The 11,842-nt window shown below is 47.1% G+C and carries 11 protein-coding genes; 6 read left to right on the top strand and 5 right to left on the bottom strand.

Annotated features, from left to right (window positions below; genetic code table 11):
• Positions 1 to 18 precede the first annotated feature (18 nt).
• From menB to Q9R23_RS10320, 4 genes are read right to left on the bottom strand one after another with little or no spacing between them, the layout of a single operon-like run.
• Complete coding sequence (gene menB / locus Q9R23_RS10335; protein ID WP_023469886.1) at positions 19 to 843, bottom strand: 1,4-dihydroxy-2-naphthoyl-CoA synthase; 825 nt, start codon at positions 841 to 843, stop codon at positions 19 to 21.
• Positions 844 to 861: 18 nt separating this feature from the next.
• The gene (gene menH, locus Q9R23_RS10330; RefSeq protein WP_290784216.1) at positions 862 to 1,638 is read right to left on the bottom strand and encodes a 2-succinyl-6-hydroxy-2,4-cyclohexadiene-1-carboxylate synthase; all 777 of its coding nucleotides are present in this window, start codon (positions 1,636 to 1,638) and stop codon (positions 862 to 864) included.
• Positions 1,635 to 3,278 carry a 2-succinyl-5-enolpyruvyl-6-hydroxy-3-cyclohexene-1-carboxylic-acid synthase gene (gene menD / locus Q9R23_RS10325; protein WP_214856493.1) on the bottom strand — a complete coding sequence of 548 codons (1,644 nt, stop codon included), beginning with the start codon at positions 3,276 to 3,278 and terminating at the stop codon, positions 1,635 to 1,637. The genes menH and menD overlap by 4 nt, the downstream gene beginning before the upstream one ends.
• Positions 3,268 to 4,653 carry an isochorismate synthase gene (locus Q9R23_RS10320; protein WP_035412678.1) on the bottom strand — a complete coding sequence of 462 codons (1,386 nt, stop codon included), beginning with the start codon at positions 4,651 to 4,653 and terminating at the stop codon, positions 3,268 to 3,270. The genes menD and Q9R23_RS10320 overlap by 11 nt, the downstream gene beginning before the upstream one ends.
• Before the next feature lie 159 nt (positions 4,654 to 4,812).
• Here Q9R23_RS10320 and Q9R23_RS10315 point away from each other — a divergent pair, with 159 nt between their 5' ends.
• The 4 genes from Q9R23_RS10315 (at position 4,813) to Q9R23_RS10300 (ending at position 8,246) form a co-directional block, all read left to right on the top strand.
• A complete protein-coding gene (locus tag Q9R23_RS10315) occupies positions 4,813 to 5,706 on the top strand; it encodes a 1,4-dihydroxy-2-naphthoate polyprenyltransferase (RefSeq protein ID WP_214856494.1) in 894 nt (297 codons plus the stop codon).
• A 179-nt stretch (positions 5,707 to 5,885) separates the two neighbouring features.
• Complete coding sequence (locus tag Q9R23_RS10310) at positions 5,886 to 6,797, top strand: guanosine-inosine kinase (RefSeq protein ID WP_035412684.1); 912 nt, start codon at positions 5,886 to 5,888, stop codon at positions 6,795 to 6,797.
• Positions 6,798 to 6,822: 25 nt separating this feature from the next.
• A complete protein-coding gene (locus Q9R23_RS10305; RefSeq protein ID WP_035412687.1) occupies positions 6,823 to 7,251 on the top strand; it encodes an NUDIX hydrolase in 429 nt (142 codons plus the stop codon).
• 86 nt (positions 7,252 to 7,337) lie between these two features.
• Positions 7,338 to 8,246: a YihY/virulence factor BrkB family protein gene (locus tag Q9R23_RS10300; protein ID WP_035412690.1), complete on the top strand. Its 909-nt coding sequence runs from the start codon at positions 7,338 to 7,340 to the stop codon at positions 8,244 to 8,246.
• 54 nt (positions 8,247 to 8,300) lie between these two features.
• Here the strand turns inward: Q9R23_RS10300 and Q9R23_RS10295 are convergent, their stop codons facing one another.
• Entirely contained in the window at positions 8,301 to 10,250 is a 1,950-nt protein-coding gene (locus Q9R23_RS10295; protein WP_311247002.1) for a heavy metal translocating P-type ATPase, read from the bottom strand.
• Positions 10,251 to 10,435: 185 nt separating this feature from the next.
• Here Q9R23_RS10295 and Q9R23_RS10290 point away from each other — a divergent pair, with 185 nt between their 5' ends.
• A complete protein-coding gene (locus tag Q9R23_RS10290) occupies positions 10,436 to 11,365 on the top strand; it encodes a DMT family transporter (protein WP_311247001.1) in 930 nt (309 codons plus the stop codon).
• A gap of 163 nt (positions 11,366 to 11,528) precedes the next feature.
• The gene (locus Q9R23_RS10285) at positions 11,529 to 11,816 is read left to right on the top strand and encodes a hypothetical protein (RefSeq protein ID WP_023467290.1); all 288 of its coding nucleotides are present in this window, start codon (positions 11,529 to 11,531) and stop codon (positions 11,814 to 11,816) included.
• Positions 11,817 to 11,842: the final 26 nt, after the last annotated feature.

Raw genomic sequence — 11,842 nt, 5'->3', positions numbered from 1 at the left:
GATTGAACCTTTTTTTCATTATGGGAAACGCGGAAACTGTCCGAAGTCAGGATTGCGTTTTTCTTTGAACGCATCGCGTCCTTCTTTTGCTTCGTCTGTCGTGTAGTACAGCAATGTTGCATCTCCTGCGAGTTGCTGAATCCCTGCGAGACCATCTGAATCGGCGTTGAATGCCGCTTTGAGGAAACGAAGAGCCGTTGGTGAATGTTGAAGAATTTCGGCACACCATTGAATCGTTTCTTGCTCGAGATCCGCGAGTGGAACGACCGTGTTGACGAGTCCCATATCAAGTGCTTGCTGTGCGTCATATTGACGGCAGAGGTACCAGATTTCACGCGCTTTCTTGTGTCCAACGACGCGCGCGAGGTAACCAGAGCCATATCCAGCATCGAATGAACCGACTTTTGGACCTGTTTGTCCGAAGCGGGCGTTGTCTGCAGCGATCGTCAAGTCACACACGAGGTGAAGGACGTGTCCGCCACCAATCGCATAACCTGCGACCATAGCGATGACTGGTTTCGGGATGACACGAATCAAACGTTGAAGATCAAGGACGTTTAAACGTGGGATTTCATCGTCGCCGACATATCCACCATGTCCGCGTACCTTTTGGTCTCCACCAGAGCAGAATGCGAGATCGCCTTCACCTGTTAAGATGATGACGCCGACGTTTTGATCGTCACGTGCACGTGAAAATGCGTCGATGAGTTCATGGACCGTGTGTGGTCGGAACGCATTGCGAACTTCTGGACGGTTGATCGTGATTTTTGCGATCCCGTTCCATTGTTCATATTTGATGTCTTCATAGCTACGGGCTGATACCCATTCCGGAGCGTATTTCATTTGAATTCCCCCAATATGTTAGTGATGAATAAGTAGATTCTTTACCATTGTAACAAACTTTTGCGGTTGGTCGATATGTGGGGCATGCGAAGCATGCAAAATCACGTGAATTTTTTCAGGTGATGCCGCTCGTAAGGCGATGGCGCGGAATTTTTCGTCCTCTTCCCCGACAATCCAATCAATCTCTTTCGGAAGGCATGACCAAAGAGAGGGCATGCTTCCTGTACCTTGTGCTCGAAGAGAAGCGCTCAGACCTTCAACCGTTTGAGACATACGCTCCTGCCGCAGTCGCGTGCGTTGTTGTTCTTTGAGAAGCGCTTGAGGTTTAAATAATCCAAGTGTCTCCCAATGATCAATGAAAGCTTCGAGTCCATCCTTTTCGAGTCGCTCCGCTAACATACGATCGGATGCACGACGTACTTTTCGCTCCACTGCCGTCTTGATACCTGGTGTTGTACTAACAGCGATTGTTCGAGCGATTTGCTCAGAGACGACACTCAACATTAAGGCGATTCGTCCGCCCATCGAATAACCGAGGACAATCCATGGCTCGGATCGCATAGCGAGCAGCGCCTCAAGATCCTTGACTTGTTGTGTCAAACGCATTCGTTGATTAGACGCTGGTATCGTTTCTCCATGTCCCATCAAATCGAGGCGATAGACGGTGAAGTGAGTCGATAAATGCTCACTTAGCATGTCCCACGTCGAGAGGGAGCCTGTAAAACCGTGGAGTAATAAGAGCGGTGGACCAGCTCCCTCGATTTTCACATGATAGGGATGACCGCGTAAAATCATCGGAATACCTCGGCTAACGCTTGATTCGTCACGTCCCAAATCGAACGATGCATCTGTACGTTTTCGATTCGTGTTGTCTTGACTTCAAGTATCCGAGTGACATTCGTCTCTTCCGCAAGTGCTTGACGTAACGCAGCAATCGAATCAATCGCCTGATAGGTCACACCGTAGCCGGAGGCGAGGGAGGCGAAGTCGAGATGCTGCGGTGTACCGAATAGTGGCTCGAACACCGCTTGCTCGAGTTGCTGTTGCGGTAAGAAGCTAAAGATGCCGCCACCCGCATTGTTGACGAGAATGATCGTTAACGGAAGCGTGCGCGCTGTCATCAGCCCGTTGATATCATGAATGAATGCCAGGTCACCAACGAGTAAATAGCGGTGTTTGGCATCAAACGTTGCCCCGAGAGCACTCGAGAGGATGCCATCAATCCCATTTGCTCCACGGTTCGCGAGTAGACGAAGGGGTGTTCCTGTAGGCAAGAACGTATCAATATCTCGGATCGGCATACTGTTCGAAACGAATAGGCTTCCTTCTTGTAACGTCGTTAACGCGCGGACGACGTTATACTCCGTCATCTCCTCTTGATCGATCGTCGTAAAGGCATCGGTGACGCGTCGCTCTGCCTGTTGTAACAGATTGAGGTACGTAGGGTCATGCGGAACGGGCTCATGATGTTCGAGTTGTCGCGCGTGACCAATCACGAAATCCGAATGGAGTTGGGGATCGCGCCAATTCCCTGGATGACCAACGACTGTCGTCGGAATATCCCGAGACCAAAGCAGATAAGGTTTTGACGTCGGCATGGCGCCGAAACGAATGATTCGATCCGGTCGGACGTGCTGAGCGGTGGCCGGATGTTTTAGCCATGTATCGTAGTAGGCAAAGACGTGATCATCATGCGATTGCCGTCCTTGACTGAGTGGATCTGCTAAGACCGGAATCCCTGCTTGTTTTGCATACGAGATGACAATCTGACTGTCCGCGGCAGCAAGTTGTGGTCCAAGTACAAAAAGAAGGCGCTCTTTCTGAAGCACGATCGCTAAGGCGTTATTTACTCCCGATGTCGGTTCAGGTAAAACGCCGACAGAACGACCTGTTCGTAAAAGATCGAGTTCAGGCACGAGTGGTTCACGTAATGGAACGTTGATTTGAACTGGTCCCGCCGGTTCCGTCAGGGAGAGCAGGGTTGCACGTTGTGCGACATGAGCGACGTAAGGAAGACTCGCTTCTTCCGCTAAGGGAAGATCAAATGCATGATGAACCTGCTTGCCGTATAGTCCGACCTGATCGATGGCTTGAGGTGCCCCGACATTACGTAATTCATGAGGTCGATCGGCAGTCAAAACGATCAATGGAAGTTCAAAAATATTAGCTTCGGTTACTGCTGAATAATAGTTCGTCGCAGCGGTACCGCTTGTACAAATTAGCGCAACGGGACGAACACGCTCTTCCGTCCGTGTTAAACCTAAAGCAAAAAAACTAGCCGACCGTTCGTCAACCAGGACGTGGGTACGGCTAGACGGATGCAGAAAAGCTGCAATAGCAAGTGGTGTTGAGCGGGAACCGGGACTGATGACGAAGTCCCGGACACCAGACGCGACGAGCGTATCAATTAACGTGTGCATCCACTTAGTCAACATAAATATCATCCTTTTCAATCGAACCAATGTGTGAAAGAGCTTGTAACATCGGTGATAGTTTAGTTTCCGTCTCTGCTAGCTCGCTGTCGAAATGAGAACCTTCAACAAGACCGCAACCGGCATAAAGAATGACAGCCCGTTCCGTAAATAATCCAGAGCGAATGGCAACGATGAATTCCCCATCATCCTGTCCATTCATCCAACCGACGGGTGAACCGTACCAACCCCGTTCGAACGTTTCAATCTCTTGGATCGCATCGACCGCTAATTGCTTTGGCTCGCCACCAAGTGCAGGTGTCGGATGAAGTTTCTCAATCAGTTGGAATAACGTGACATCTGCTTTTAAACGCGCCGTGATCGGTGTATAGAGATGTTGGATATGACGATTTTTTAAGAGAATCGGGGTATCCGGACAATCCAGTTGCTCTGAAAAAGCAGATAACGTCCGTTCGATCGAATCAGCGACAATCCCGTGCTCCATTCGGTTCTTTTGATCTTGTAATAACGATTGACCGAGTGCCTCATCCATCTCATCCGTCGCGTGGCGCGGTGCAGAACCGGCGACGGCTGCTGTCTCAAGGCGACGTCCACGTTTTTGGACGAGTCGTTCCGGTGTGGCTCCGATAAAGGCCTCTTCCGGATTCGGCTGGAAGCAGAAGACATAGCTACCGGGCTGTGTATCTTCGAGTTCAGCAACGACAGCGGCTACATCAAGTGGGCGGTCCAGTTCGTAGACGACTTCCCGCGCCAAAACGATTTTTTCAAGTGTTGTCTCCAAGTAATGCATCGCTTGTTGAAACGAGGCTTCAAAGGCTTCATTTCCATCCCGAGATAGACGTAAACGCGTGACGCCTGTCGAAGTCGGTGTTTGCGGTTGATTAACTTTGGCGAAATCAAGTGCGAGCTGATTTAAGATTGAATCGACTTGATCCATCGGTTCAACACGGGCGAAGATCGTCACGCGTGTCTTACCATCTTGCTCTAAGAATAAAAACTTCGGAATCGTCATCGAAGCGTCTCCAAAGGAAGACCAGCGATAATCCGGTTGGTTAAGTTCAGTGAAAGAGAATCCGCTGAACGCAAATAAATCATGACCGACATGGTCGCGATTCACATTTGTCCATTGCGATTGAATTCGTAAAAAACGATCCGTTCCTGAAGCCTGAAGTTGTTGTACGATGCCAAACCCAATGGCCCGCATCGAGCGATCAGGTGTCGCGAAATAAAATCGTTCCTCGATACCCTGTTCGAGAGAACGCATGTCAGTTGCTTCGATTTCCCATGAATACGAAGCAAGTATAGGTCGTTGTGAGGCATTCGCCTGACTGACGGCCTGTTCGATACACTGTTTTAGCTCTTGTTGAGCGTAAGCCATACCGCTCATTGCCCCCTAGTCTGTAGATACTGTGATATGTTTCACTTATTCTAAGTGTAAACTTTTTGCGGACAAAAAAGAAGGAATAAGCTATCTTGGATTGAACATTGACATCAAAAAACGAAACCCGCTACACTTAGACAGGAAAGGGGTTATTATATGAATAAATCAATCGCTGTCTATTGGCGAATGACACGACCGCATACACTGACAGCAAGTTTTGTTCCGGTCGTCGTCGGTACGGCAGTTGTCGCACCACGTGTGGAATCGATACGCTTGGATTTGTTCGTAGCGATGTTAATCGCATCGATGTTGATTCAAATCGCAACGAATCTGTTCAATGAATACTACGATTACAAACGTGGTTTAGATACAGAGGAATCGGTCGGAATCGGTGGATCAATCGTACGTGATGGATTCAAGCCAGGTACGATTCTTGCATTTGCACTTACGTTGTATGGCATTTCCGCACTACTCGGTGTGTATCTATGCATCGAGACTTCGTGGTGGTTACTTGTCGTAGGACTCATCTCGATGTTCGTCGGATATATTTACACCGGAGGACCACTACCGATCGCGTATACACCTTTTGGGGAAGTGGTTGCTGGCTTTTTCATGGGATATATCATCATTGCAATCTCTGCCTACTTGCAAATTGGTTATGTACCAACGGAAGCCGTTGCGATTTCGATACCTGTTGCCATCTTGATCGGTTCAATCCTGCTTGCAAATAATATTCGGGACTTGGATAATGACAAGGTCAACGGACGAAAAACGATTGCCTGTCTTGTAGGGCATCGCCGTGCCGTGTACGTTTTGATCGGATTTTTTGCGGCAGCTGTCCTGTCACTCATCATTGCTGTACTGGCATTCGAAGTCTCTTGGTTTGCCTTACTCGCGTTGTTGAGTATTCCGCTCATGATTAAAACGGTCCGTCTCTTCTGGGAGGACTTGCCACCAGAACAACTGATGCCTGGTATGGCGCAGACTGGTAAAGTAAATACGATTTTCGGATTATTACTCGCAATCAGTCTCGTGATTGCGAACATCTAAATTCAAACAAAGCAGCAGGCGATTCGCTTGCTGTTTTTTTTATGAGAAGATAGCGAACAGTTAGAAAAAAAGTGCTTCGGTTGTCACTGATTTAAAATTTTACTATAATTGAAGCAATGTGCCTGAAAGATCAATTCAAGGATCGGGAATCAGGAAATATGGTTAGAGGTGGAACTGGAATGAATAAAATCGCGGTAATCGGAAAAGTATTCGTCGACATAAAAGGAACTTCGTTCGCTCCTTTGCACAAGGATGCGAAAAACGTAGGAGACATCACGTTTTCGAATGGAGGAACAGGACGCAACGTAGCACAAAACTTAGCCGTCCTCGGGAATGAAGTTCGCTTTATCTCGACGGTTACGAATGATCAGATTGGCGTGGGAGTGCTCGATGAGCTGAAATCTTACGGTGCGAATGTGGATCATGTCGAAATGTTAGAAGATCATGGTATGGGTATGTGGCTAGCGGTCATGGATAACGAAGGTGACTTGCAAACCTCAATCTCGAAACAACCGGATGCGAAGTTGCTCGAAGAGGCGATTTTACGTCAATCAATCTATGCGCTCGATGGAGTCGATGCCGTTGCCATCGATCTTGATTTGTCTGTTACAGTCTTGGAACGTTTGATTCATCTATGTCGCAAAATGGAGTTGCCATTGTTTGGTGTTTGTGGTCACTTGAGCGTCATTGAACGGAATCGTCATCTGTTACAAGGATTCACTGGATTCATTTGCAGTCGCGAAGAAGCAGAAATTTTGTCTGATCTGTCAATCGTGACGGTAGAAGATGCGATTCATGTAGCAAATGAGCTAGCGAAAAAAGGTGCTCCATTCACGGTCGTGACGATGAGTGAACTAGGGGCGGTCTACGTCGATCGTCGTACGGCGACGTCAGGTCATGTTGGAACGAAAAAAGTAAAAGTCGTCGACTCAACGGGAGCAGGCGATTCCTTCTTCTCTGCTGTCTTATCTGAATTGACAAAAGAAAAACCAGCAGAAGAGGCATTAAAGCTTGGCATGAAAATCGCGGCAGAAGTCATCGCTTCGACAGAAAATGGACTCGTTCCAGAAATGCTGGATGCCATTCAATGAATTAATTTTGAAAAGGGGTGGCGTCATGCCGATTCAACGAAGTGCGATCATTTTACGAAATGAACAGGATGAAATTGCGTTGATTCGACGGGATAAACCGAACGAAACGTATTATGTCTTTCCAGGCGGTGGAAAAGATGATGGAGAATCACTAGAAGAGACAGCGATTCGTGAAGCACATGAAGAACTCGGTGTCGACGTGGAGTTGAATGGCATTGCTGCCATCGTCCGTTTTAACGGATTCGATAACCCTTATTTTTGGGCGAAAGCAATTGGCGGTCGCTTTGGAACAGGTATGGGTGAAGAATTCGAAGAGGAAGGGTCTGGTTATACACCAGTCTGGATTAAACGATCCGAATTGCCATCATTGCCGATTCGTCCACCGTCTCTTGCCAAACAATTGGCAGAAATGACAGAACCGTTCTATAAATTGATTCTTTCTGAAAACGAATGAGGTTTTAGTTGAAATAAAATGGGAAAAGTATATTAAAACAATGAGGTGGTCTTTGACTGCCTCTTTTTCAGGAAGGAGAGATGACGATGGCGCATTCACGCGATCCTAAAGGGCTTGCCTTGAACTTAAAGCAGCGAATGTCCGATCACAACATTACGGATTATGCAGGGACACTCGCCTATTACTGGTTTTTATCCATTTTCCCAGGTATCATTTTCGTCATTTCCGTCTTGTCGTTCTTTGATATTGATCGTCAGACACTTGAGTCGCAAATCCGGGACTTAGCACCGGGTGGGGCCGTCAATACATTCACGGATACGATTTTTCAAGCCATCAAGGATCCGCAGGGGGGATTGTTATCGATTGGTGCGATTCTTGCCATCTGGTCCGCTTCAAAAGGTGTCGATCGCTTGATCACGACAGCGAACCATGCCTATGGTGATTTCTCGCCACGTGGTTTTGTCGCAGCACGCGGGATTGCTTTACTACTCACGATTGTTCTCGGAATCGGGATGTTATTATTGATTGTCTTGAACGTTCTTGGTGGTCCAATCATCACGTATCTTGCGAATTTCGTTCTCCCGATCGATATGGGGCAAAAAATCTTATTAACGGTCTTGCGTTACGTCGTTTCAACGATTCTATTGATTGGTATACTGTCGATCTTTTACCGCGTCGCACCAAAACGCCCGATTACCTTTAAGGAAGCGATCCCAGGAGCCGTCTTTGGTGTCATCGTCTGGCAATTACTATCGGTCGGATTTGGATTCTACGTCTCGAACTTCTCAAACTACAATCAGACGTACGGTTCGCTCGGTAGTGTCGTTATCTTGTTATTATGGCTTTATTTCACAGGATTGATCATCTTACTTGGTTCTGAATTGAACGCGTCATGGGAACGATTCATGAAAAAAGCGGATCCGAAGAAGATGGAAGAAAAGCGCTTGAAGGAACAAGCAGAACTCGATTCGATTCCGACGAATACGTTCGGATGAAGAGACAAAAAAACGTCTGACTGCCGTGTGGCAGTCAGACGTTTTTTTTAATGATTAAGCGGCTAATCGTTTTTCGGATACACGCTGTGGGAGAGTTGGTAAAGCATCCTGTTGAAGAAGACGTAAGCCATTCAGGATGACAAGAATCGTCGATCCTTCGTGTCCGACGACAGCGAACGGCATGATTAGGAACTGTGACAAGTTGGATGCGATCAATAGAAGGATGACACCGATCGCAAGCGTGATGTTTTGTTTGACGATCCGGTTCATCTTCCGGGCTTTATGCACGGCGTAGGCAAGACGACCTAAATCGTTTTTCATCAAGACAACGTCAGCAGTCTCAAGCGCAGCATCCGTTCCTTCACCCATTGCAATCCCGACATGTGCCAGTGCGAGCGCCGGAGCATCATTGATACCATCACCGACCATCGCAACGGTCCGACCTTCTGTTTGGTATTGCTTAATATAGCGCACTTTATCTTCCGGTAAGCATTCAGCGACGAAGTCCGTTAAACCCGCTTCACGCGAGATGGCTGCTGCCGTGACCGGATTATCACCTGTCAACATGATCGTCGCGATGCCGAGATTGTTTAAAGCGGCGATTGCTGTTTTAGCTTCCGGACGAATCGTATCACGTAATGCATAAAGTGCTACGATTTGTGATCCATTGCTGACATAAACGATTGTATGCCCTTGTTCTTTCAGTGACTGTTCAATCGTTACGAATGGATCGTCTAGACCATCGTGGAATGCTCGCTTGCCAATACGATACGTGACGCCATCGACAGTTGCTTCAATCCCGTATCCTGTCACATCTTTGAACGTTGACGGTTCGCGAACATCGGTTTTTAAGTGATCAACGATCGCTTGTGCGAGCGGGTGGTTCGACTGTGCTTCGATGGAAGCAACGGCTTGTTCGACGGCTCGGATATCGATTCCTTCCGCGTACCGACTTTCAGTAACGACGGGTTTACCTGTTGTCAGAGTCCCTGTTTTATCGAAGACGATCGTGTCGACTTGTCCGAGTGTCTCGATGTGTGCTCCACCTTTGAAGAGAACGCCATTTTTCGCAGATGCGGCGATTGCGGACAAGGCAGCAGGGGTAATCGACGCGACAAGCGCACAAGGCGAAGCAACAACGAGTAAAATCATCGCCCGATAAATGCTTGTCTCGAATGTCCAGCCGACGACGTAATGAGGAAGGACCATCATCAGGGCAACGACGAGGAGGACGATTTTGACATAACGACTTTCAAATCGTTCGATGAACTGAGCAGAGGGAGACTGCTCACTTTGTGCGTTTTGGACCATATGAATGATTTTTTGGAACAATGATTCATCAGCGGCTTTCGTCATTTCAATCGTCAAGACACCATTCATGTTGACGGTCGAGTTATAAACGGTATCGCCCGTTTGTTTTTCAACCGGAATCGATTCGCCTGTAATCGATGCTTCTTCGATTGCTGCTTGACCGCGAATGATGACACCATCGACCGGAATGCGTTCCCCGGGACGAACATAGACGAGGTTACCGATTACTAGTTGCTCGATTCCAACGACTTCAAGTTGACCGTTTGCATTCAGACGCGTTGCTTCCTCTGGCTGTAAGGACATTAAACTTTGTAAAGCCCGTTCATTTTTATTCATCGTATAGGTTTCAAGAGCACCGGATAACGCGAAGATGAAGATAAGGATCGCACCTTCCATCCAATAGCCGATGGCAGCAGCACCAATCGCTGCTAAAATCATCAACAATTCGACGTTCAACGTTTTTTCTTGATACGTCTCCGTCAAGCCTTCCTTCGCTTTCGCATATCCTCCGATCACATATGCTGATAAGTACAACGTGACATAAACGGCAGACGCCGTATTGAATTTTTCGAGTCCGTAAGCAACTAAAATCAATATTCCGCTAAACAATGCTAGAATCAATTCGTGATGCTCATCCCAAGCATGACGGAATACGGAACGCTGTTGAACATCGGTAGTAGTGGAAGTCGTCATATTAAAACTCCTTTCAAAATGTAAATGAGAAATGAAATCATTATAGAAAGAGAATGAGAATGTGATATATCAATGAGTTTAACTGATTGATAATGAGTTTCATTTTCTCTAGATTATAATTATTATTATCTGTAAAATTACTATATCATGTTTCAGTGAAAAGGAACAGGAAAGGAACTAGAAAGATGCAAAAAATTTTAACCCATCGGATTGGACTCGTCGTCTTTGCATTATTGACGACTTTTTTGTGGGGAAGTGCGTTTCCCTTCATTAAAAAAAGTTATGACTTATTACAGATCACATCTTCCGAATATGGAGAGCAATTGCTGTTTGCGAGCTATCGTTTCTTTTTAGCAGGTGTGTTATTACTTGTCGTCAGTGTCTTCGTCTTCAAACAGACGATCACATTGAAGGAGCGGACTTACGCCTATAGTCGTCTCGGCTTCTTTTTGACGTTCTTGCAGTACGTCTTCTTTTATATCGGTCTATCTTTGTCAACTGGCGTACAAGGATCAATCATTGCCGGATCGACTTCGTTCTTCCAGATGTTACTGGCACATTTTCGATATGAAGACGATCGTCTGAATCGATTTAAAGGACTCGCCTTATTCCTTGGATTCACAGGTGTCATCTTGGCCAACTGGCCACAAGGTGGGCAAGGTGTTTCGTTTGGAGTAGGGGAAGGATTATTGATCGCAGCAATGGTTTCCGGGGCGTTCGGTAACTTGGTTGCCAAAGAATACTCGGCACGTTATCCGGTGGCACCGATGACTGGATGGGCGATGGTCATTGGATCAATCGGTCTCTTTATCGCAGGAGTCATTCTCGATGGTCACGTCGCACCATTCACCTTTTCAACGACAAGTGCTTGGATGCTCGTGTATCTTGCCTTCTTATCAGCGACTGGATTTACGCTTTGGAACTTACTAATGAAATATAATCCAGTCAGTAAAGTGTCGTTGTTCATGTTCTTCGTACCAATCTATGGTGTCAGTTTATCGGCCTTGATTCTCGGCGAGACGATTCCACCGCAAGCGTTGCTTGGGTTACTCTTCGTTGTCAGTGGTATTTTAGTCTCGACGTACCTTCCGTTATGGTTTCAAAAGCGAGGTTGACGAAGATTCAGAATCGTGCAAAAATAGTTTCAATCAAAGTAACTCCCAATCGTTCGTTGCTCAAGCCGACCCGTTCGGCTTTTTTCTGTACGGTCAAGTGAAGACCGATTCGGCCTTGTCTGAAAGGCTAGTGCGACTATAAAACGGAAGGAGATGAAAACGAATGGAACGGAATGAGATCGTTCGAAAGATCATCGCCACTCGTCGTCCACGTGATGAGTTTGCCCGGTTCGTCGTAACGTGCGTCAGTCAGCAGTTGAAGGAAACCCATGGAGATGTGGATGTGGAAATCATCGAGGCGGAGAGAGGTTACGATTCAGTGTGGTCAATCAACGGTCGAGAGGTCGTCGTGCTGCTCGAGACAGAAGAGCTGAAGCGTGCAAAAGAACAGCCGTATGCGATCGACGATAAGCTCTGGCGGAGTTTTCGGCAAGAAGGAATCGTGAAATGAAAAAAACGGATCTTGCGCATCGATGG

Origin of the sequence: Exiguobacterium sp. BRG2, assembly GCF_031844245.1 — a bacterium.
GTDB lineage: Bacteria > Bacillota > Bacilli > Exiguobacteriales > Exiguobacteriaceae > Exiguobacterium_A.
The sequence above is the reverse complement of the archived record's forward strand: the minus strand, read 5'-3'. Positions and strand labels throughout refer to the sequence as shown.

Excerpts from the sequence above, each read along its gene's own strand:
- menB (WP_023469886.1), bottom strand. The coding sequence starts at position 843 with ATGAAATACGCTCCGGAATGGGTATCAGCCCGTAGCTATGAAGACATC.
- menH (WP_290784216.1), bottom strand. The coding sequence starts at position 1,638 with ATGATTTTACGCGGTCATCCCTATCATGTGAAAATCGAGGGAGCTGGT.
- menD (WP_214856493.1), bottom strand. The coding sequence starts at position 3,278 with ATGTTGACTAAGTGGATGCACACGTTAATTGATACGCTCGTCGCGTCT.
- Q9R23_RS10320 (WP_035412678.1), bottom strand. The coding sequence starts at position 4,653 with ATGGCTTACGCTCAACAAGAGCTAAAACAGTGTATCGAACAGGCCGTC.
- Q9R23_RS10315 (WP_214856494.1), top strand. The coding sequence starts at position 4,813 with ATGAATAAATCAATCGCTGTCTATTGGCGAATGACACGACCGCATACA.
- Q9R23_RS10310 (WP_035412684.1), top strand. The coding sequence starts at position 5,886 with ATGAATAAAATCGCGGTAATCGGAAAAGTATTCGTCGACATAAAAGGA.
- Q9R23_RS10305 (WP_035412687.1), top strand. The coding sequence starts at position 6,823 with ATGCCGATTCAACGAAGTGCGATCATTTTACGAAATGAACAGGATGAA.
- Q9R23_RS10300 (WP_035412690.1), top strand. The coding sequence starts at position 7,338 with ATGGCGCATTCACGCGATCCTAAAGGGCTTGCCTTGAACTTAAAGCAG.
- Q9R23_RS10295 (WP_311247002.1), bottom strand. The coding sequence starts at position 10,250 with ATGACGACTTCCACTACTACCGATGTTCAACAGCGTTCCGTATTCCGT.
- Q9R23_RS10290 (WP_311247001.1), top strand. The coding sequence starts at position 10,436 with ATGCAAAAAATTTTAACCCATCGGATTGGACTCGTCGTCTTTGCATTA.
- Q9R23_RS10285 (WP_023467290.1), top strand. The coding sequence starts at position 11,529 with ATGGAACGGAATGAGATCGTTCGAAAGATCATCGCCACTCGTCGTCCA.